Raw genomic sequence first — 23546 nt, 5'->3', positions numbered from 1 at the left:
TGCGTGCGGCCGGGCGCTCGGCGTTATGTGTGGATAATCCGCATGGGTTCCTCGTCGCTGGGCTAGGCCGCCAGCAACTCCAGCGCGCGTGCTGCAACCCTCCAATAGCGGCGAGGGGACTTGTCCAATCCGGCCCGCCTCGGTACACTCTTCACAACCGACACAGAAGGAGATTCCCCCGGCTATGGACGTGTTGTTTCTCGGTGGTGCTTCCGGCGTGGGCGCGAGCTGTCTGGCGCTCCCGCTTGGCCCGCGCTGGGTGGTGGTCGATGCCGGCGTGCGCATGGATCGCGGCGTCGATCGGCTGCCCGACCTCGCCCAGCTTGACGGCAAGGACGTTGCGGCGATCTTTGTCACCCATGCCCATGCCGATCATATCGGCGCGCTGCCCCTCGTGCATCAGACCTTCCCCAACGTCCCGATCTATGCCTCGCTGCCCACCCTACGGCTCATGGACGTGATGCTCGCCGACGCGGTGCGGATCATGAGCCGCCGCGCCGCCGAGGAGCTGGAGATCCCGCTCTTCGACGCCGATGTGGTCGCCGCGATGCTCCGCTGCGTCCGTCCCCTGCCGCTCAGTGGCAGCACCCAGGTCCCCGAACTGCCGGAGGTGACGATCCATACGGTCCAGGCCGGGCATGTCGCCGGGGCGATCATGCTCGGCTTCGAGGCCCCGACCGGTCGGGTGCTGATTAGCGGCGATGTCAGTATGACGCCCCAGCGCACCATTCGCGGCGCGGGCCTGCCCACGCTCAAGCATCCCGATCTCCTCATCCTGGAATCGACCTACGGCGCGCGGCTCCACGCCAACCGCCAGGCCGAGGAGCAGCGGTTAGCGCAGACCGTCGCCGCCCAGGTTCAGCAGGGCCATGTGTTGATCCCGGCCTTTGCCCTCGGTCGGGCGCAGGAGGTGCTGATGATCCTGCAACGGGCGCAGCGGGATCACCAGATCCCCGAATTTCCGATCTGGGTCGATGGGTTGGTCCGCGCGGTCTGCGCCGCGTATGAATCCTTTCCCCAGGCGCTCGCGCCCGCGCTCAGCCGCCATCTCCAGAATGGGGGCCGCGCCTTCTTCAGCCGCAGTGTGCGCCCGGTGGAGTCGCCCGCCCAGCGCGAGACGATTCTGCAGGGACCGCCGAGCTGCATCGTCGCGAGCAGCGGGATGCTCACGGGCGGACCGAGCGCCTGGTTCGCGGCGCGCCTGGCCGGCGACGAGCGGGCGGCGATCCTGATCACGGGCTATCAGGATGAGGAAACGCCGGGGCGGAAGCTCCAGGCGGCAGCGGCGAATGGCGGCGGAACGATCGAGCTGGAAGGCCGCTCACTGCCGCTGCGCTGCCGGGTGGACACGTATGGTCTCAGCGCCCACGCCGACGGGCATGAGCTGGCGGGGCTGGTGCGCGCCATCAAACCGCGCATGACCGCGCTGGTCCACGGCGACGCGGAGGCTCGCGCCGTGCTGGGGGCGCGGATCAAGGAGTTGACGCATGTCGTGCTGCCGAGTGACGGCGGGTCCTTGACCATCAAGACGCGCGACCGCAGCGGTCCGGCGGTGTCCAGCCGCTCGGCGAGCGCCGAACGCCGGGAGCCGATCGGGGACGGCGCGCCGCTGGATCTCCAGTGCCTGTGGCAGCACCTCGACGACGGCACGGGCGTGCCGACGGTCAGCGTGCGCGATGTCGTCCGCCTCTGGTGGGGCGAGGCTGCTCCTGCCGATGCGGAACAGGACGCGGCAGCGGCCCTGGTTGAAGCCCAGCCCTATTTCGTGGAACTGCCGGGCGTGCCGGGGTTGTACCGGGTGCGCTCCGCGACCGAGGTGCGCCGGGCGCAGGCCGCCGGGGTGCGCGCCACCGCGACCACCGCCCGGCCCGATCAGACCGCGTTGCTGGCGCTGGTGCAGCAGCACCTGGGCGACGCGCCGGATCTGTACCATCGCGGGGTGGACCCGGAGAGCGGCGCGATCACGTTGTCGTTCCATTTTCCTGATGTGGCCCGGGCGCGCTACGCCCAGGCGATCCAGACCGTCCAGGATGCCGCCGGGGTGGCGGTACGGATCGCGCCGCAGCCGCACCAGGGCGCGCTGGCGCAGGCGGCGCTGGCGGTCCTTCCCGCGGGGCTGATCGTGGAGCGCACACCCTCGATCCGCTTCGAGCAGCGCGTGGTGGCCCTCCGGTGCGTGGGGAGCGCGCCGGTCGCCGCGATCGCGGCGGCCCAGCAGCAGTTTTATGAGGAGACGGCCTGGAGCCTGGAGGTGACATGCCGCGCGGCGGACGGGGGCACGGTGTCGGTGTCGGGCAGTGCGCCACCTCGCGCGCTGCAACACCGCCTGGAGTATAATGCGGCCCTGGCGCTGGCCCGCGCTCTGTTCCCTCCTGAGACGGGCTGCTACAAGATTGGGGCCGACCAGCAGGCGGGCATGTTGCTGCTGCGGTTTCATTTTCCGGGGCCGGCCCAGACGCGCTGGGCCGAGCAGCTCAGGGCCCTGGCGGATCAGACGGGGTGGCAGGTGGCTGTTCATCCCCTGGAACATCAAGGGGCGCTGGAAGCCGAGGTCCGCCGTGTCCTGCCCGATCAGGCAACGCTCGTAGGTGCGCCGTCCTTGCACCGGGAGCGGCGCGAGGTCGTGGCGCGCTATCGCGGGGCGCTGACACCCGCCGAGATCGCGGCAGCCGGGAGCGCGTTTGCGGCGGTGACAGGCTGGACGCTCCAGCTCCGGCCTGCCGGAGCGCCGGAATGAACAGCGGCGGGTTCTTGTCTGTCAGCGCGTGACCAGGGACGTGACTCGCCGATTGATGAGCGATCACCAGTTGACGTAATCCACGGCATTATCATCCAGGGCATCCTGATCGTGGGCGTAGCGCATCGTGGTTTTCGGATCAGCATGGCGCGCCGCCGCCTGGACCTTGCTGAGCGACGCGCCGCCTTTCAGCGCCAGGGTGACGAACGTGTGGCGCAGGCTATGCGGTGTGACCTTGGTCCGCCGTGCCTGCTGGGCCGTATTCGGTGTGGCGGGTGGCGCACTGCTGCCTTCGGCCTCTGGATCGAGCTTGAGGTGCAGCCTGGCCTCGGTGAAGCGCGTTTGCAGAATGTATTTGAGGCCGTCATAGATCAGCGGCCCGTGGACGGCGTAGCGACGAGGGGCGTGTGGATCTTCGGGATCACGGCCCTTGTGCCGCAGGCGGCGGAAGACCGCGCCGCTCGTCACCTGCTCCGCCCGGAGCGCCTCCAGGTAGCGGTGGAGGACCTGCCACGTCCGCGGCTTGAGCTTGACCCGGTTGCGCTGGTTGCCTTTGCCGGTGATCCAGACCACGCGATGCCCATCGATCTCGGCCAGATCGTCGACCGTCATGCCCAGCACTTCGCTGGAGCGCAGGCCGGTCGAGAGCATCAGCACGATCAGCGCATGGTCCCGCAGGTCGCGCAGCGTCGGCCCCTGACACACGTCTTCGAGCCGCCGCGCCTCCTGGCGGCTCAAATAGATCGTGGTACTGTGCGGGCTGACTTTCGGCTTCTTGATCTCTTCCATCGGATTGAGGGCGATCAGGTGGTAGCGCAGCCGCCGGTTGTAGAGCAGGCGCAGCGGGGTGAGGCGGCGACTGATCGTGGCGGGCTTCAAGCCAGCAGAGAGGTGGCGGATATAGGCGCTGATGTCGGCCTCGGTGACCTGCTGAATCCGGCTGAGGGCGGCCTGGATCTCCAGCACCAGGTCCGGCGAGGTCTGGAGCGCGGCAGGATCGGCGGGCAGCGTGACGTTCTGACCAAGATAGATCAAGAAATCTTGGAGGTCGCTGCGATAGGCGCGGCGGGTTTGCTCCGAGCGGCCTCGCAGGATGACCTCGGCGAGCACGTCGGCGAGCGTGCGCGGCGGCAACGGTGGTCGCGTGGGCGGCTGCGGCAGCTCGACAATGACCTCAGTCACCGGTGCGCTCGATCGACGCGCTGGGCAATCCCTCGACCTACACCTACGATCCCAACGGCAACCTGCTCAGCCTGACGGATGCGCGCGGCAATACGACGCGCTCCACCTACGATGCGATGGATCGGATCGCTACGCGCACCGATCCGCTGGGCCGCGTCCAGCGCTTCCGCTACGATCCGAACGGCAATCTGCTTAGTCAAACGGATCGCAAGGGACAGGTGCCGAGCTTCCGCTACGATGCGCTCGACCAGATGATCTTCCTCGGCTTCGGCACCACCGGCGATAGCGCCAATCCGAGCTACCAGAGCACGATCAGCGCCTCCTACGACGGCGTGGGACGACTCACGCACCTGGTCGATTCCGACAGCGGCACGATCGCCTACAGCTACGATGGTCTGGATCGCTTAGTGAGCGAGACGCCGCCGCTGCGCTACCGTCACCATCGCCTGCGAACCAACCGCCAGAAGCACGGGACGTTGGGATCGCGTCGCCGCCTGCGCAAACGTGCGGGACCGGAACGCCGCTTTGCCACCCCTACCAACCAGGTGATCGCCAAACGACTCGTATCGGCGGCGCAACGCGGGTTCCCACGCAGTGGGTAGCGTCAGCTTGCCCGTGAAGCTGTGAAGGGCATCCAGATGCGGGTGCGGGCTCGGAAGTCGCAGCGTCCGGTACTGACATCGTGGGCGTTCCACCAATTGCAGCAATGCGTGCGGTACAAAGCGCGGTTGTGTGGTGTCCCTGTGCATCTTGTCGATCCCAAACATACGTCGCGCACCTGTCCGGCCTCTGGGCATTGCGCCACAGAAAACCGCAAAACGCAAGCCCACGTTCTCTGCACATCCTGTGGCTACGCTGGCAACGCGGATGTGATCGCTGCGTGGAATGTTCCACGCAGGGCTGCTGTAAGCCCGCCAGACTACTCGGATACAGCGTCGGCTGTCGCGCCAGAGTCAAGCCCAATCCTGAAGGGATTGGGTAGCTTACCCCGATGTTCCCATATGCTCGCCGGGTGACGCTTCCCAACCCCGCAGCGGTGACGGCCTATCCGTTGAAACCTGGACCGTCACCGCCGATCGCGGATGCTGCGTTCGCGGCCAGCTACTGGGCTTCGCGCGTACACCACCCGCCCGTACTCGCCGAGGCGGTCGCGCCCGAACTATCCTGCACCGTCACGGTGACGCCGAAGGATTTATCGACCCAGCAGGTGGCAATCAGCTCAGGCTCCGTCGTGACGCGCTGGTAGCTGGAACTGTTGTTAAGCCTGACGACCCAGGTATAGGAGGCGTAGCTCCCGGTCCCCCCGCTGGCGATCACATCACAGGCGAAGTTCCCGCCACCATTCTGGTAGCAATTGAGATAGGTGATGGTGAGCGTGGTGGCGAGGGCGGGCTGACTGGCGGACAGGGTGGCCAGGGCGAGCAGGATCAGGACTACCAAACGCTTGAACATGGAAACCTCCGCAACGAACTTCAATCTGGGGGGTGAACGGTCGGCCCGCGATCGCGGGCGGGCGGATCAGGGCGTCCACCGGACGGGCAGCACGTCGGGTGGTCGTGGCCGGTGATCAGGTGCTCGTCACCTCACCTCCTTGTGTGCGCGGTGGCGGGACCGCAGGCATCGGGTTCAGCTCGACGCCGCAGCCGCACAGCAACCGCTCGCTAGCTCATCGCCACGCGCTGCTGCGTACTCGCCGTCCAGCACGGCGCAATCGTCGCCGCCCGTCAACCGGACAATCGGCACGTTCGGATAGGCGAGCCGCAGCCGTTTGGTCGTGGCGATCCCGTCGAGCAGCGGCATCTGCACCTCCATCAGCACGACATCCGGCTGAACCTGGGCGACCACGTCTCATGCCTCCAGGCCGTTCCCGGCTTCGCCGACGACCTCCAGCTCGGGGTATCGGTCCAGCAGGCGGCGGGTGATCCAGCGGAACGCCGGGTGATCATCGACGAGCACAATCCGAATCATCCCGGTCCTCCTCCACACAGGCGCTGCAGCAAGCTGTCGCCTGACCGCTGGGGCTGCTACGACCGGCGCGTCCACGCCCCTGAGGCAGAGCCGGGTCCGTCTGGTCGGACGCGCGTGCGGGTTCGGCACGCAGCGCCAGGAACGTATCGCTCACCAGGAAGTACACCAGATCCCGACCCGCGTGTGGGATCACCGAGTGATCCAAAAAGCGATCTGATTCAAGGATCACTGGTCGGCCCTGGCTCGCCTGGGACACGACTCGCTCCCCTGGTGGTAGAATGGTGCCGAATGCCGGAGCAGCCATCCCCCACCGCCCCCCACAGAGTGACAGCGCACGTGTTGGTCACGGTTGCGTTTCGGGAGAATCAGCGATGCCAGACCATGATGAACACCTCTCGTCGCTGGGCGCGTGGATTCGGCAGCGGCGGAAAGCCCTCGGTCTGACCCAGGCGGCCTTAGCCGAGCGCGTCGGCTGTTCGGTCGTGACGATTCGCAAATGGGAGCGGGAGGTCGCGCGTCCAGCACGGGCGACCGCTGCGCGGTTGGCAGGTTGCTTAGACATTCCCCCCGCCGATCGCCCCCTGTTTCTGCACGTGGCGCGGGGCGAGCGGAGCGCGGATCGCTTAGCGGGGATTCGCGCGCCCAGCGATCCCGATTCACGGGCGTCGATCCCGGCGCCGAGCGCACCGCTGCCGCTGGACACGATCCCCACGCCTGCGCCGCTGCCGCCGAACTCGCGGATGCCGCTGCGCCGTAATCCGTTGTTCGTGGGGCGGGACACCGACCTCCGCCAGGTGGCCCAGGTGCTTCATGCCGGGACACCAGCGGCGATTGGGCAGGTGGCGATCGTAGCGGCGACCGGCCTGGGCGGGATTGGTAAGACCCAGCTGGCGTGTGAGTTCGTCCACCGCTATGGGCAGTTCTTTGCGGGTGGGGTGTTCTGGCTCAGCTTCGCCGATCCCGCGGCGGTCCCCGCGGAGGTGGCGGCATGCGGTGGTGCTGAGGGCATGCGGTTGTCCCAGGATTTCGAGCGCCTGCCGCTGGAGGATCAGGTGCGCTTGGTGCTGAGCGCCTGGAAGGAGGCAATCCCGCGCTTGCTGATCTTCGATAACTGTGCGGCGGAGGCCCTGCTGGAGCAGTGGCTGCCCACGCATGGCGGCTGCCGGGTGCTGCTGACGAGCCGCCGTCACCACTGGAACCCTGCGCTTGGGGTGCAGGTGGTGCCGCTGGATGTGCTGCCCCGCCGGGAAAGTATCGCGCTGCTCGGCAAGTTCCGCCCCGACCTGTCCCCCGATGACGCCGATCTTGCCGCGATTGCCGAAACGCTGGGCGATCTGCCGCTGGCGCTGCATCTGGCCGGCAGCTTCCTGGCGCACTACCGCTATGTCCTCAGTCCCGCGCAGTATCGGGCGCGGCTCCACACCCCGACGCTCCTGGATGACCGCTCCCTCCACGCAGCGGGACTCTCGCCGACCCAGCATGTCCAGCATGTGGCGCGTACCTTTGCGCAGAGCTACGAGCGGCTTGATCCCACCGATCCGACCGATGCGCTGGCGCGCACGCTGCTGGCCCATGCCGCCTGCTGTGCGCCGGGCGAGCCGCTGCCGCGCGCCTTCCTGCGGCAAACGCTGGATGTAGCAGCGGCGGACCCCGAGTGCGGGCTGCTGGCCGAGGACGCGCTGACGCACCTGATCGACCTGGGACTCATCGACACCGATGCCGCAGGAAATCTGCGCCTCCATCGGCTGGTGGTGGCCTTTGTGCAGGTCGTGCTCGGCGATGCAGCGGCCCAGGCAGTGGTGGAAGCAACGATGCTGCGCGTGGTCGAGGATCTGAATGAGGGACGCAATCCCCAGCCCTTACTCGCCGTCCAGCCCCATCTCCGCTTCCTCACCGAGGTGGCCCTGGCACGGGCGGATGCCCGCACGGCCGCCTTATGCCATGCGCTGGGCGTTCATTTATGGCTCCTCGGTGTCTATGAGGAAGCCCAGCATTACCATGAACAGGCGTTAGCAATCCGGCAGCGGGCGCTCAGAGCGGACCATCCTGACATCGCCGGTAGCCTCCGGAGTCTGGGCAACGTACTCTATGACCAAGGGCAGTATGCTGAAGCCCAGCGCTACCATGAGCAGGCGTTAGCGATCCGGCAGCGGGTGCTGGGTGACGACCATCCTGACACTGCCCAAAGCCTCAATAATCTGGGCAACGCGCTCGACAAACAAGGGCAGTATGCAGCGGCGCAAGGCTACCACGAGCAGGCGTTGGCGATCTGGCAACGGGTGTTGGGGCCGGAGCATCCGCTCACTGCCACGAGCCTCAACAACCTGGGTAACGTACTCCGGCACCAAGGAGCATATGCGGCGGCACAGGACTACCTGGAAGCGGCATTGACGATCCGGCAGCGGGCGCTTGGAGCGGACCATCCTGACACCGCACTCAGCCTCAATAATCTGGGTACTGTGTTCAGTGACCAAGGGCAGTACGCGGACGCGCAACACGCCTTTGAGCAGACGTTGGCGATCCTGCAGCGCGTTCTGGGGCGGGAGCATCCCGCCACTGCCACCATCCTCCATAATCTGGGCGAGGTCCTCCAGGCGCAAGGGCAATACGCTGAGGCCCAGCGATACCTGGAGCAGGCGTTGGCGATCCGAGAGCATGTGCTGGGGCGAGACCATCCCGACACGGCACGGAGTCTGCGTGCCGTGGGGACGCTGCTGCACGCGCAAGGACAGGTAGCGCAGGCACATCACTCTCTTGATCAAGCGTTGACCATCTTTACCCAGCGGCTTGGCCCGCAACACCCCGACACCGACCAGACTTGTCAGCGGCTCGCGGCCCTGGATGGCGATCCGCCCTCCGCCGAGCGGGGATGGTAAGCCGCACGCGCAGCGCACAAGGTAGCCGACAGTCGGGCGGCGCAGATCCCGGCTGTTCTCATCGGCGGATGGACGAGTGTCGCGCCGTTTGCCAGGAGTCGCTCCATCGCCGGATGGAGATCAGGCACCTGCACAGCACAGCGAATCGGGCCACGCATTCGCTGCTCTGCCTTAATGTCATCACCAATCTCGGCAGGGCCTTCGTCGACGATTTCACGCGTGTTCGTCGGGCGCGCCTCGGATCAGCCCAATGCCCAGGATCACGAGCCCAACGGTGAGGACAACGGCACCACCAGAGGCGAGGTAAATAAACCGTTCGGCTCGGTCGCATCCGCTCGCAGCACCTCCCAGCGCTGACCCTCCGCCGTGGTAAGCACGGTGCCGACGCGCAGTTTCGAGCGCCAATAGACGCCAGCGGCATCGAGCGCTGCCAGGTCGTGCAGATCGAAGAAGCCGAGATCGGCGAGGCGCAGGCTGCCAGGGGGTAGCGCGGCGCTGGGCCAGGGCAGCGCCTGATCATGGGTGCGGCCACTGGCGAGGAATGGTCCATGGAGCGCGCCGGTGCAGCGATCGAGTTGCACGCCACACGTGAGGGCGGCGTGGGGCATGGTGGGGGTGCGACCACCACAACTGGGCCACACGGCGACCAGGGCATCGGGGAGCGTGATCGTGGTGGTGTCTTGCACCACCACCGCCGGGAAGCGCTGGAGCAGCGGGAGCGCGACGGGGTCGGCGGTGACGACCTCGGTCACAGCAGCGGCGAGCACCCGCAGACAATCAGCGGCACGGGCGTCGCAGCGCTGATCAAGGGATTGGGGCGTGACCTCGACCCCGAGGCGGCTGGCGGTCTGGCTCAACTGTTCGAGGGTCGCGTCGGGATGGGCCAGCCAGCCCCAGACCAGGGTTTGGGTCCAGGTGCGGCCCGTGAGTTTGGCCCGATCGGGGCGTTTGCCCAGGCAGCTGGCCTCGCCTGCGGCGTCGGTGGCGGTGGTCAAGAGGGTCTGTAAGATCTGCGGGAGCTGTGCTAGACTAGCCATGAGAGGCCTCCGGCGGCTGATGGATTCGTCACCGCCAGCATGCCAGATCGTTTCCCATGTGTCATCCTTTACTTTTTCCTTGATGCGTATGGAGTCCACCCGGTGCCTAAGCAGAAGGAGCGATACCTACCATGCCTATGGATACGCAGAACGCGGCGGATCTGTCTGCAGACGATCTGGAACTGCTGGACTATCTGTTGGAAGAAGAAGGGCTCGAGATTGCCGACCAGCAACGGATCATGCCGCGCGCGCACCACTGCGACCTGCCGCTGGCGTTTGCCCAGCAGCGGCTGTGGTTTCTGGATCGATTCCAGCCCGGCAGCAGCGCGTATCATATGGTGGTGGCGGTTCGGTTGCATGGCGCGCTTGATCCGGCTGCCCTTGCGTGCAGCCTGGCAGCGGTCGTCGCGCGGCATGAATCCCTGCGCACGACGTTTGCCCTGCTAGATGACCAGCCCGTGCAGGTGATTGCGCCGAGCGGGGACGTGCCGCTGCCGGTGGTCAACGTTTCGACGCTGCCTGCAGCCGAGCGCGACGCCATGATTGCAGAAGCGGTGGAGGCTGAAATTGCGCGGCCGTTCGATCTGCAGATCGGACCGTTGCTGCGCGCTCGCCTGCTGCGGCTCTCAGAGACGGATCATATTCTGATTCTAACGCTGCATCACATTGTCTCAGACGGCTGGTCGCAGAGCATTCTGCTGCGCGAACTGACCACGTTCTATCGCGGGGCTACGCGGGGCGAGGCCGTCACACTCCCGCCGCTGCCGATTCAATATGCGGACTATGCCCTCTGGCAGCGCGCGTGGTTGCAGGGTGCCGTCGTAGAGCAGCAACTTGCCTACTGGCGCGAGCAATTGGCGGGCATTGCGTCACTGGATCTGCCGATGGATTACCCGCGTCCGCCGATTGTGACGGACCAGGGCGCGCACCTGGCGCTGGAGATTTCGTCAGCGGTGAGCCAGGCCCTGCGCGATCTCAGCCAGCAGCTCGGCGCGACGCTGTTTATGACGCTGCTGGCGGCCTTCCAAACGCTGCTCCATCGCTATAGCGGGCAAGACGACATTGCGGTTGGATCGCCTGTTGCGGGCCGGTCCCGGCCTGAGTTGGAAGGGCTGATCGGCTGCTTCGCCAACACGCTCGTGCTGCGCAGTCGCGTCGTCGGTCGTCTGAGCTTCGCGGAGCTGGTGGCGCAGGTGCAGGCGGTGTGCCTGGACGCCTACGCTCATCAAGATGTGCCGTTTGAAGTCGTCGTCGACGCGCTGCAGCCGGAGCGCGATCTGAGTCGGCCTCCGCTCGTCCAGGTCATGTTTGTGTTGCAGAACACGCCGCGCGCCACCATCGAACTCGACCACCTGACGTTCGAGCCGCTGGTGGTGGAGCGCCATACCGCCAAGCTCGATCTCGCGCTGACGCTCACTGAAACGGCGACGGGGCTGCAGGGCCGGTTCGAGTACCGCACGGATCTGTTCGCGCCGGAGACCATTGCGCGGCTGGCAGGCCATTTCCAGACGTTCCTTCAGGCCATGGTCGCCAATCCTGCGCAGCAGATCGACCGACTCCCGCTGCTGAGCCGTGCCGAGGAGCAGTTGCTCCTGGTGGAGTGGCCTGCGACCGCCGCGCCCTATCCGCGCGACGGCGCGATCCAGCAGCTCGTTGCCGCCCAGGTCGCGCGCACGCCGGAGGCGGTGGCGCTTGTCTGTGGGGGGGAGCACCTGTCCTATGGCGAGCTTGAGGCCAGAGCCAACCAGGCCGCCTGGTATCTGCACCAGCTCGGCGTCAGGTCGGAAGCGCACGTGGGCATCTGCATGGAGCCATCGTTCGCGATGATCGTGGCGCTGCTGGCGATCCTCAAGGCAGGTGCGGCCTATGTGCCGCTCGATCCGGCGTATCCGTCCGAGCGGCTGCGCTGGCTCTGCGAGGAGAGCCAGGTCGCGTTGGTGCTGACGCAGCCGCACCTGCGGGAAACGCTGCCCCCCAGCGACATACCGATCGTGTGCCTGGACGGGGAGTGGACCGCCATTGCGGCGTATCCCAGCACCGATCCGCACATCCCCAGCCATCCTGACCAGGTGGCGTATCTGCTGTACACTTCCGGCTCAACGGGGACGCCCAAGGGCATACTGGTCGCGCATCGGGGGGTGCTCAATAACCTGACCTGGCGCCAGCAGACCTGGCCGTTATCCAGCGCGGATCGGGTGCTGCTGAACTTCTCGATCAGCTTCGACCCGTCGGTGTGGACCATCTTCTGGCCGCTGAGCGTGGGTGCGCAGCTGGTGCTGGTGCCGAGCGAGGTGCGCGCCGATAGCGCGGCCTTGGTCCGCGCACTGGCGGAGCAGGAGATCAGCGTCTTTGCCGCGAGTCCGAGCCAACACGCGGCGCTGCTCCAAGAGCCTGGAATTTCAGCCTGCACGCGGCTGCGGCATGTGGTGAGTGGCGGCGAGCGGCTGTCGGCTGACGTGCAAGCGCAGTTTTTCGCGACGCTGGGGGCGACGCTGTGTAATGCGTATGGACCGACGGAAGCGACGATCGAGACGACATTCTGGATCTGCCCGCGCGAAGAGGAGCGGCAAGCGGCGCTGCTGGGGCGTCCGCTGCCAAATGTGCAGGTGTACGTGTTGGACGGGCAGCGGCAGCCGGTGCCGATCGGCGTGGCGGGTGAGATCTACATTGGGGGCGTAGGTTTGGCGCGCGGCTATCATGGGCGGCCCGATCTGACCGCCGAGCGGTTTGTACCGCATCCGTTCAGCGATACGCCGGGCGCGCGGCTGTACCAGACCGGCGATCAGGCGCGCTACCGGGCGGACGGCAATCTGGAATTCCTGGGACGGATCGACCAGCAAATCAAGCTGCGCGGCTTCCGCATCGAATTGGGCGAGATCGAAGCGGCGCTGCGCAAGCATCTGGGTGTTGGCGAGGCGGTGCTCCTCGTGCGGGACGATCAGCGCGGCGATCCACGATTAGTGGCGTATGTTACTCCCACCCTGGACGCGACACTCACCGCTGCCGACCTGCGGGGCTTTCTCCAGACCAGGCTGCCCGCGTACATGGTGCCGAGCACGTTTGTCTGTTTAGCGACGTTCCCGCTGACGCCGAACGGCAAGGTGGATCGCGCGGCACTACCCGCGCCGGAGCTGGATGATCAGGGAGCGGCGAGCTTCGTCGCGCCGCAGAGCCCGCTGGAGGAGCTGGTCGCGGGCGTCTGGGCCGAGGTGCTGGGTCGTGGGCGCGTGGGCCAGCACGACAACTTCTTCGACCTCGGCGGTCACTCGCTGCTGGCAACGCAGGTCATGGCGCGCTTGCGGCGGAGTTGCGGGGTGGATCTGCCGGTTCGCCAGCTCTTTGATACACCGACTGTCGCCGCACTTGCCGCCGCGCTCGCCGCCGCACCGCAGCACCTAGCGGGCGGCGAATTGCCGCCGCTGGTGCCGCTGGTGCGCGATGGCAGGCCGCTGCCGCTCTCGTTTGCCCAGCAACGACTCTGGTTCATCCACCACATGCAACCAGAGCATCTTGCCTACACGATCCCCATCGCCCTGCGCCTCATTGGAGCACTCGATCACCGGGCGGCGCACCAGAGCGTGTGCGCGCTCGTGGCGCGACACGAAGCCCTGCGGACCACCTTCGCCTACGAAACCGACGCCCTCACCGGCCAGCCGGTGCAGGTTATCCATCCTGCGGCGGAGGTGCCACTGCCGCTGATCGACCTCCAGGCTGAAGCGGCGACGGCCCGGGCGGCGGAAATGCAGCGGCTCGTCCGCGTGGAGGCGCAGCGGTCCTTTGATCTGTCAACCGGGCCGCTGCTGCGAGCGACGCTTGTCCGACTGGCGGCAGATGAACATGTGCTGCTGCTGACGCTGCATCATATCGTCGCCGATGGCTGGTCGATGGACGTGCTGGTGCGCGATCTGGTTGCCAGCTATCGTGCCCTGACCACCGAGACTACCCTGGCGCTCCCGGCACTGCCGATCCAGTATGCCGATTATGCGATCTGGCAGCAGCAGTGGCTCCAGGGACCGATCTTGGAGCAGCAGCTTGACTACTGGCGTCACCACCTTGCCGACCTGCCCGTGCTCGCCGTGCCGACCGACTATGCCCGACCACCGAGCCTCACGGAACGTGGAGCGATGCATCGCTTCGGGCTGCCGAGTGCGCTGCGGGATGGGCTGGTGGCGCTGAGCCGACGAGAAGGGGCCACGTTGTTCATGACGCTGCTGGCGGCGTTCCAGGTGCTGTTGGCGCGGTGGAGCGGCCAGGACGATATTGTGGTCGGCACGCCGATCGCCAACCGGACCCGCCTCGAAACCGAAGGCGTGATCGGTTTCTTCGTCAACACCCTGGCACTGCGGACTCGGCTTGACGGTCAGCCGTCCTTCCGCAAGGTGCTTGGACGGGTGCGCGAAACCACGGTCCGTGCCTACGCCCACCAGGATGTGCCGTTTGAACTGGTCGTGGATGCCATCGAGCAGGAGCGTGACCTCAGCCGCTCACCGCTGTTCCAGGTCATGTTTGTGCTGCAAAACACCCCGCGCGCCACCGTCGATCTCCCGGATCTGACCGTGGAGCTTCTGACCGTCGAGCACCAGACCGCCAAGTTTGATCTCACGCTGTCGGTGCAAGAGACGGCACACGAACTGGTCGGCGGTTTGGAGTATCGCACGGATCTATTTGAGGCGGCGACGATCGAACGGATGGCAGCGCACTTCCAGACGCTCCTCGAAGCTATCGTCGCGGACCCCAGCCAGCGGATCGACCGCCTGCCGCTGCTCACCAGGGCGGAGCAGCAGCAGATGCTCCACGACTGGAACGCCACCGACGCGCCCTTCCCACAGAATCAGTGCCTGCATCACCTGATCGAGGCCCAGGCCGCACGCACACCTGATGCTCCTGCGCTCGTCTGTGGCGACGAATGCCTGACCTACGCGGAGCTCAACCAGCGCGCCAATCAGCTGGCCCATCACCTTCAGGCCTGTGGCGTCGCTCCCGATGTCTGCGTCGGCCTGTATCTCACCCGCACCCTCGACTTCGTGGTTGCCGCCCTGGGCGTGCTCAAGGCCGGCGGTGCCTATCTCCCGCTCGATCCCGCCTATCCGCCCGATCGCTTGCAGTTCATGCTGGCCGATGCGCAGGTGTCGGTCCTGCTGACCCAGCACCATCTGGCGCCGCTCGTGCCCGCAGATACGCTGCACGCGATCTGCCTCGATACGGCGTGGCCCACCATCGCCCAGCAACCGCATACGCCGCCTCGCTGCGCCGCCACCGCCGAGCATCTGGCCTACGTGATCTACACCTCCGGCTCCACCGGCCAGCCCAAGGGCGTGGCCGTGCCCCACCGAGGCCTGCTCAACCTGGTCACGTGGCATCAGCGCACGTACGCTCTGACCCCTGCCGATCGAGCCCCGCTGCTGGCCAGCCTGGCGTTTGATGCCTCGGTCTGGGAACTGTGGCCGTATCTGGTGAGCGGCGTGTGCGTGTACCTGCCTCGCGAGGAGATCCGAGCCGATGTGCGCGCGTTGCTGGCGTGGCTGATCGAGCACGCGATCACGCTTTGCTTCCTGCCCACACCCCTGGCCGAGGCGGTACTGGCTACGCCGCAGGCGGCGCAGTTGCGGCTGCGCGCGCTGCTCACCGGCGGCGATGTGCTGCACGCCCAGGATTGGAGTCACCTGCCGTTTGCGGTAACCAATCACTACGGCCCCACCGAAAATACGGTCGTGACGACCTGCGGCGCGGTGAAGAATCAGAACACGACGCTGCCGCCCATTGGCCGTCCGATCGCCAACACGCAGGTCTATTTGCTCGATCCGCAGCTGCAGCCGGTGCCGATCGGCGTGGCTGGCCAGCTCTACATCGGCGGCGAGAGCCTGGCGCGGGGTTACCTGAATCGGCCCGACCTGACGGCGGAGAAGTTCGTGCCCAATCCCTTCGGTGCGGGGCGACTCTATCGGACGGGGGATCTGGCGCGGTATCTGCCGGACGGCCGGATCGACTTTCTGGAACGGATCGATCAGCAGGTGAAGCTGCGCGGCTTTCGCATCGAGTTGGGCGAGATCGAAGCCACACTTCGGCAGCACGAAGCAGTCCAGAATGCGGTGGTGCTCGTGCGTGACGAGCGGCTGGTAGCTTACGTGGTACCGAAACAGAACCGAGAACCGAGAACCAAGAACCAAGAAGATGGAAGCGAAGCTGGTTCTCGGAGTCCCAACGGGAACCCCGTTCTTGGATCTTCCGACCTCCGCGGCTACCTTCGTGCGCGCCTGCCAGAGTACATGGTGCCGAGCGCGTTCGTGGTGCTGGACGCGCTCCCGCTGACGCCCAACGGTAAAGTCGACCGCAAAGCACTGCCCGCACCAGAGCGACATCCGGGTGAGGAGAGCAGCTTTGTCGCGCCGCGAACGCCCGTCGAGACGACGCTGGCGCGGATCTGGGCCGAGGTGCTGCGGATCGAGCCGGTCGGCGTGCAGGATAACTTCTTTGCGCTGGGTGGGGATTCGATCCTCAGTATCCAGGTCATTGCGCGGGCGACGCAGGCGGGACTGGGCCTGACGCCCAAGCAGCTCTTCCAGCATCAGACCATCGCGGAGTTGGCGCTGGTGGTCGATACCGCGCCCCTCGTCACCGCCGAGCAGGGCATCGTCACCGGCCCGGTGCCGCTCACGCCGATCCAGCACTGGTTCTTTGCCGACGATCAGCCGGAGCCGCACCACTTCAATCAGGCGGTGCTGCTCCAGGTCCAGCAGCCGCTCGACCCCGCGCTGCTCGACCAGGCGGTCCAGCACCTGCTCGTACACCACGATGCGCTGCGCTTGCGTGTTACGCGGACGCCCAGCGGCTGGCAGCAGCGGATTGTAGCCCTGGATGACACCCCCCTCGTGACGACGATCGATCTGACCAACATGCCGCTGGCCGAGCAGTCCATGGCGATCACGGCTGCCGCGACGGATATTCAAGCCAGCCTCGATCTCAGCAGCGGACCGCTGCTGCGGGTGTCCGCCTTCGACCTGGGGGCGGAGCAGCCCGGACGGCTGTTGATCGTGATCCATCATCTCGCGGTCGATGCCGTCTCGTGGTCGATCCTGCTGGCCGATCTCCACAGCGCCTACGCCCAGCTCCAGCAAGGGGCGGTCGTGACGCTGCCGTCGAAGACCACCGCGTTCAAGGCGTGGGCCGAGCGCCTGGTCGACTACGCCCACTCCCCGACGCTGCACGACCGGGTGGCGTACTGGCTGCAGATTGCGCGCCAGCCCGTGCCGCCGATGCCTAGCGATTGGTCGGATGGCGCCAACACCCAGGCGTCCATCGCGCGAATCCGGCTGACGCTGAGCGCCGCCGAAACGCACGCGCTGCTGCACGACGTGCCGCGCGCCTATCACACCCAGATCAACGATGTCTTGCTAACCGCCCTGACCCTCGCCTGGACCGTGTGGTCGGGCACCGCCACCCTACGCCTTGATCTGGAAGGCCACGGCCGGGAAGAGCTGTTTGCCGAGGTCGATCTCACCCGCACGGTCGGCTGGTTCACCACGCTCTTCCCGGTCGTGCTCGATCTGGGGACGGTGCGCGAGCCGGGCGCGGCGCTCAAAACGATCAAAGAGCAGCTGCGCGCCATTCCGCAGCGGGGCATCGGCTACGGCCTGCTGCGCTATCTCGCTCCCGAGCTGGTGCGCGACCGCTTCGTCGATCTACCCGCCGCTGAGGTCGCCTTCAACTATTTGGGGCAATTGGATCAGGCCATCGCGGCCGATGGCTGGCTCGCGCTGGCCGCAGAGGATGCCGGCCCGGTCGTCAGCCCACTTGCCCGCCGTCGGCATCTGCTGGAGGTGAGCGGCTTTGTCGCAGGCGGGCAACTCCACCTGAGTTGGGCCTACAGCAGCGCGCGGCATCGGCGCGCGACGATCGAGCGGCTGGTGACGGCCTACCAGGCGGCGCTCCAGGCGCTGATCGCCCACTGCCAGGCACCCGACGTCGGCGGCTACACGCCCTCCGATTTTCCGCTGGCCCGGCTGGATCAGGCCGCTCTGGACCGCATCGTCGGCGCGGAACGGGAGATCGAGGACCTGTACCCGCTGTCGCCGATGCAGCAGGGGATGCTGTTTCATACGGTGGCGGAGGGCGGGAGCGGGGTGTATGTTGAGCAACTGACGTGTGTGCTGGAGGGCAGCCTCGACAGGGCAGCCTTCCAGCACGCCTGGGCCACGGTGGTCGAGCACCACCCGGTCTTTCGCACCGCGTTTGTGTGGGAAGGACTGGACGCACCGCTGCAAATTGTGCGGCAGCGGGCCGAGGTGCGGTGGACCAACGAGGATTGGCGCGGGCTGTCCCCCGACGTGCAGGAGGTGCAACTCACAGCCTACCTGGATGCCGATCGCCGACGTGGCTTTGCGCTGGACGTAGCGCCGCTGCTGCGCCTGGCGCTGTTCCGGATCGGCGCGGACCGCTACGCCTTCGTGTGGAGCCACCATCACCTGCTGCTGGATGGCTGGTCGCTGCCGCTGGTGTTCGACGAGGTCGTTCATTGCTATGAACGGCTGGCGCGGGGACAGGAACTGCCGCTCGTGCGGCCCCGGCCCTACCGCGACTACATCGTCTGGTTGCAGCAGCAAGACCTAGCGCGGGCCGAAGCGTTTTGGCGGCAGCAGCTTCAGGGCGTTACCGCGCCCACGCCATTCGGCGTCGATCAGCGTGCCAGCCGTGAGAGAACCCCATCCGGTCAAGCCTCGATTGAGGTAACACTGAGCGAGCTAACGACGACTACATTACAGGCGCTGGTGCGACAGCAGGGCCTGACCATGAATACGGTGGTGCAGGGCGCGTGGGCTATGCTCCTCAGCCGCTATAGCGGCGAGCAGGACATCGTCTATGGCACGACCGTCTCTGGGCGACCAGCGGATCTGCCCGGCGTCGAGCAGATGGTCGGCTTGTTCATCAACACGCTACCGGTGCGCGTCCGGGTCGATCCGCATACGCCCTTGGTTCCCTGGCTCCACCAGCTCCAGGCACAGCACGTCGAACTGCGCCAGTACGAATATAGCCCGTTGGTGCAGATCCACGGCTGGAGTGATGTACCACGCGGACAGCCCTTGTTCGAGAGCATCGTCGTCTTCGAGAACTATCCCATGGAGACAGCGGCCCAGCCGCAGCGTGCTAGCTTGCGGATCAGCGATATAGAGGGCGTGGAACAGACCAACTATCCCCTCAGTATCGCAGCGATGGTCGGACAACAGCTTCGGCTGCGCCTGACCTACGACTGCGCCCGCTTTGACTCGGCGACTATCGCGCGGCTGGGCGGTCATCTAGAGACGCTGCTGACCGCCATAGCCAACGCCCCTGAGCAGCGCCTGGCCGACCTGCCGCTGCTGAACGAGGCCGAGCGACAACAAGTGCTGACACTGGCGAACGAGCGTCCGGCCACCTACCCGCATACTGCCTGTCTGCATGACGAGTTCGCTGCCCAGGCAGCACGCACGCCCGACGCCGTGGCGCTGATCGGTGAGGACGCGTGCCTGTCGTATGCCGAAGTGAATCGTCGGGCGAATCAACTGGCGCAACACCTGCACGCTATAGGCGTCTTACCTGAGACGCGTGTAGGCGTGTTTCTGTCACGCAGCGTGGACGCGGTGATCGCGCTGCTGGCGGTGCTGAAAGCAGGCGGGTGCTATGTTCCGCTCGATCCGACCTATCCCCAGGCGCGGCTGGCATTCATGCTTACCGATGCGCAGGTGGCCGTGGTGCTAACGCAGACGGCGCTGCGCGACCAATTGCCCGTGACGACTGCGCCGCGCTGCTGTCTCGACACCCTGGTACTCGATGGCTATCCGACCACACCGCCACCCGCCCAGATCCTGCCCGATCACCTGGTATATGTGATCTACACCTCCGGCTCCACGGGACAGCCCAAGGGAGTGCTCGGCCTGCAGCGCGGCGTGGTAAACCGCGTGCAGTGGATGTGGCGCGCGTATCCGTTTGCGCCCGGTGAGCGCTGCTGTCAGAAGACGGCCTTGAGCTTTGTCGATTCGGTCTGGGAGATCTTCGGGCCGCTGCTCTGCGGCGTGCCGGTCAGCGTGATCGCCGACGACGTGGTCAAAGACCCCTTGCTGCTGGTCCGCACGCTGTCGGAGCAGCGCATCACGCGCATCGTGCTGGTGCCGTCGCTGCTACGCGCTATCCTCGACACGCATCCACGCCTGCACGATCAGCTTCCGCAGCTCACGTGCTGGGTGTCCAGCGGCGAGGCGCTGCCGCTGGATCTTGCGCGGCGCTTTGCCGAGCAGATGCCGCACGCGACACTGCTCAACCTGTACGGCTCGTCCGAGGTGGCGGCGGACGTGACCTGCTTCGACGTGCGGCAGCTTGCGGATCACGATCACATGCCGATCGGACGGCCCCTGGCGAATATGGCGGCGTATGTGCTAGATGCGCGGATGCAGCTCGTGCCGATCGGCGTGCCGGGCGAACTCTATATTGGCGGCGCGGGTCTGGCGCGGGGTTACTTCAACCGACCTGATCTGACCGCCGAGAAGTTCGTACCCAATCCATTCGATCGTGAATCTGGAGCACGGCTCTACCGCATGGGCGATCGGGCGCGCTGGCGCGTTGACGGGCAGCTTGAGTACCTGGGACGGATCGATCAGCAGATCAAGCTGCGGGGCTTCCGCATCGAACTCGGCGAGATCGAAGCGGTGCTGCGCCAGCACGCTGGCGTGCGCGATGCGGTGGTGCTGCTGCGCGAGGGCCGGGCGGGCGATGGTCGGCTGGTGGCGTATGTACTCGGCGATGGGCAGGTGAGCAGTGAGGGGCTGGTGGCGGTGCTAGGCGCACGGCTGCCGGAGTACATGGTGCCGAGCGCATTCGTGTTCCTTGAGGCGCTGCCGCTCACCCCTAACGGCAAAGTCGATCGGCGGGCGTTGCCGGAGCCAGCCTGGGGAGGCAACCGCGATGAATCGCTGATCGGGCCGCGCACGCCAGTCGAAGAACTGATCGCGAGCGTGTGGATGAGCGTGCTGGGGGTGGAGCACGTCAGCATCCACGACAACTTCTTTGCGCTGGGCGGACACTCGCTGCTGGCCACGCAGGTCGTCTCCCGCCTACGCCAGCTGCTCAATGTGGAGGTGCCGCTGCGCCTGCTCTTTGAAGCCCCCACCATCGCCAGTTTTGCCGCAGAGGTGGTAGTCCAGCACGTCGAGGCATCGCTGCCGTTGGTGCCCGTACCCCATGACGGCGGACCGCTGCCGCTCTCCTTTGCGCAGCAGCGGCTGTGGTTCCTCGATCAGCTCCAGCCGGGCAGCCGGGCCTACCACATTCCACTGGTGGTGCGGCTCCACGGCGCGGTCGATCCGGCGGCCATGCAACAGAGCTTGGCGGCGCTGATCGCACGCCACGAATCCTTGCGCACGACATTTGCCGTCGTGGATGAGCAGCCGGTGCAGGTCATCGCCGCGACGGTCGCGGTGCCCCTGCCCGTCGTGGTTCTGCCGGACCTGGCTGCTGCCGAGATCGAGACCGCGATCGAGCAGGTGATCCGCGCCGAGGTGCAGCAGCCGTTTGATCTCCAGCAGGGACCGCTGCTGCGCGCGACGCTGCTGCGGCTGGCAGAATGCGAACATATCCTGATCCTGACGCTCCATCACATCATCTCGGATGGCTGGTCGCAGGGGGTGCTGCTGCGGGAGCTGACCATCCTCTATCGCGGCTTCGTCCAGGACGAGCCGGTTGGCCTGCCGGAACTGCCGATCCAGTACGCCGATTACACCGCCTGGCAGCGCACCTGGCTGCAAGGTGACGTGCTGGAGCAGCAACTCAGCTACTGGCGCACTCGACTCGCGAATCTGACGCCGCTGGATCTCCCAACCGACTATCCGCGCTCAGCACGTTCGGACTATCCCGGCGCGCATGTCGCCTTCCAGCTCTCGCCGACGCTCACCACTGGACTTCAGCGGTTGAGCCAGCAGTTAGGCAGCACGCTGTTTATGACGCTGCTGGCGGCGTTCCAGACGCTGCTGTATCGCTACAGCGGGCAGACCGACATTACGGTGGGCACGCCGATCGCCGGGCGGGTACGCCGGGAGTTGGAACATCTGATCGGCTTCTTCGTCAACACGCTCGTGCTGCGCACCGATCTGAGCGGCCACCCAACCTTTGCCGAGTTGGTGGCGCGCGTGCGCGTGACGGCGTTGGACGCCTACGCCCACCAGGATCTGCCGTTTGAACTGATCGTCGAGGCGGTGCAGCCCCAGCGCGACCTGAGCCGCTCGCCGCTCTTCCAAGTCATGTTCACCTTGCAAAACACGCCCCGCGCCACGATCGATCTTGATGATCTCAGCTTTGAGTCGGTAATCATGCCCGCCACAACCGCGAAGTTCGATCTCACGCTGTCGGTGAGTGAAGCGCCTCACGCCCTGTATGCCAGATTCGAGTATCGTACGGATCTGTTTGCGGCGGACATGATCGCACGGATGGCGGCGCAGTTCCAGGTGCTGCTCGCAGCGATCGTGACTGATCCTGAGGAACGCATCGACCGCCTGGCGCTGCTGACCGAGGCGGAGTACCACCAGCTGCTCCACCAGTGGAACGCCACCAGCGCACCGTTCCCACAAGATCAGTGTATTCATCACCTCGTTATGGCGCAGGCCCGTAGCACACCCGACGCTCCGTCGCTGATCGTTGGCGATGAATGCCTAACCTACGCCGATCTCGATCGTCAGGCCAACCAACTCGCCCATCACCTGCACCGATTGGGCGTCGGCCCCGACATGCGCGTCGGTATTTGCCTGCCCCGATCGCTGGATCTGGTGGTCGCCCTCCTCGGCGTGTTGAAAGCAGGTGGGTGTTATGTGCCGCTCGATCCCACCTCTCCGCAGGAGCGGCTGGCTGCCATTGTCGCCGATGCTCAGATCGGCGTGGTGGTCACGCACGAATCGCTGCGGCACGCAGTGGGGATTGGGCTGCTCGCCGAGCGTGTGGTCTGCCTGGACGCTGAGCGAGCGGCGCTGAACCGGGAGCCGCATACCAATCCGCCCACCCGGATCACGCCCGATCATCTGGCATATGTGATCTACACCTCCGGCTCGACCGGACGGCCCAAAGGCGTGGCGGTGGCGCACCGTCAACTGCTGAATTATGTTTCCAGCATCACCCGACAGTTGGACTTGCCGCCGGGCGCATCCTTCGCGACGGTCTCCACCTTCGCGGCGGATCTTGGCAACACCGCGATCTTTCCCGCGCTGTGTGGCGGCGGCTGCCTGCATGTGATCGGCGAGGAGCGGATCATGGACCCCGATGCGCTGGCGGCCTATCTGCATCGCCACGCGATCGACTGCCTCAAGATCGTGCCGTCGCATCTGGCAGCGCTGCTCACCGCAACGCACCCGGCCCAGGTCCTGCCTCGGAAGCTGCTCGTGCTGGGCGGTGAGGCGGCGGGCTGGGAGTTGATCGCGCGGGTCCAGGCGCTCGCGCCCGCGTGCCGCATTCTGAATCACTATGGTCCGACCGAGACGACTGTCGGCGTGCTGACCTACCCGGTGACGGAGCGGGCATCATGGGAGCAGCGCGGTCGGCTCCCGCTGGGCAGGCCCCTGGAGAACACGCAGATTCTGCTGCTCGATCGGTCCATGCAGCTGGTGCCGATCGGGGTGGCGGGCGAGCTGTATGTGGGCGGCGTGCAGCTGGCGCGCGGCTATCTCCACAGGCCCGATCTGACCGCTGAGCGGTTCGTGCCGCATCCGTTCAGTCAAACGCCGGGGCAGCGGCTGT

At 66.3% G+C, this 23546-nt stretch carries 8 protein-coding genes; 4 read left to right on the top strand and 4 right to left on the bottom strand.

The genetic code is table 11. The features are described from left to right. Positions 1 to 184 precede the first annotated feature (184 nt). Positions 185 to 2737, top strand: coding sequence for an MBL fold metallo-hydrolase (locus tag VFZ66_02790; protein ID HEX6288084.1), 2553 nt, complete (start codon positions 185 to 187; stop codon positions 2735 to 2737). 63 nt (positions 2738 to 2800) lie between these two features. Here the strand turns inward: VFZ66_02790 and VFZ66_02785 are convergent, their stop codons facing one another. After that, a complete protein-coding gene (locus VFZ66_02785) occupies positions 2801 to 3919 on the bottom strand; it encodes a tyrosine-type recombinase/integrase (protein HEX6288083.1) in 1119 nt (372 codons plus the stop codon). Positions 3920 to 3921: 2 nt separating this feature from the next. Between VFZ66_02785 and VFZ66_02780 the strand changes: the two genes are divergently transcribed. After that, positions 3922 to 4521, top strand: a complete 600-nt coding sequence (locus tag VFZ66_02780) for a hypothetical protein (GenBank protein ID HEX6288082.1) — start codon at positions 3922 to 3924, stop codon at positions 4519 to 4521. A 499-nt stretch (positions 4522 to 5020) separates the two neighbouring features. Here the strand turns inward: VFZ66_02780 and VFZ66_02775 are convergent, their stop codons facing one another. Both VFZ66_02775 and VFZ66_02770 read right to left on the bottom strand, forming a co-directional pair. Further along, entirely contained in the window at positions 5021 to 5371 is a 351-nt protein-coding gene (locus tag VFZ66_02775; protein HEX6288081.1) for a hypothetical protein, read from the bottom strand. A gap of 174 nt (positions 5372 to 5545) precedes the next feature. Next, the gene (locus tag VFZ66_02770; protein HEX6288080.1) at positions 5546 to 5764 is read right to left on the bottom strand and encodes a response regulator; all 219 of its coding nucleotides are present in this window, start codon (positions 5762 to 5764) and stop codon (positions 5546 to 5548) included. A 494-nt stretch (positions 5765 to 6258) separates the two neighbouring features. Between VFZ66_02770 and fxsT the strand changes: the two genes are divergently transcribed. After that, complete coding sequence (gene fxsT, locus VFZ66_02765; protein ID HEX6288079.1) at positions 6259 to 8763, top strand: FxSxx-COOH system tetratricopeptide repeat protein; 2505 nt, start codon at positions 6259 to 6261, stop codon at positions 8761 to 8763. A gap of 260 nt (positions 8764 to 9023) precedes the next feature. Here fxsT and VFZ66_02760 read toward each other — a convergent pair whose 3' ends face one another. After that, a complete protein-coding gene (locus tag VFZ66_02760) occupies positions 9024 to 9800 on the bottom strand; it encodes an IS4/IS5 family transposase (GenBank protein HEX6288078.1) in 777 nt (258 codons plus the stop codon). 131 nt (positions 9801 to 9931) lie between these two features. Between VFZ66_02760 and VFZ66_02755 the strand changes: the two genes are divergently transcribed. Next, positions 9932 to 23546 (top strand): non-ribosomal peptide synthase/polyketide synthase (locus VFZ66_02755; GenBank protein ID HEX6288077.1); only part of this gene is annotated, 13615 nt, incomplete at its 3' end.

It is taken from the genome of Herpetosiphonaceae bacterium, from assembly GCA_036374795.1.
Classification (GTDB): domain Bacteria; phylum Chloroflexota; class Chloroflexia; order Chloroflexales; family Kallotenuaceae; genus LB3-1.
Note: the sequence above shows the minus strand (reverse complement) of the source record. Positions and strands in the feature narration are given on the sequence as shown.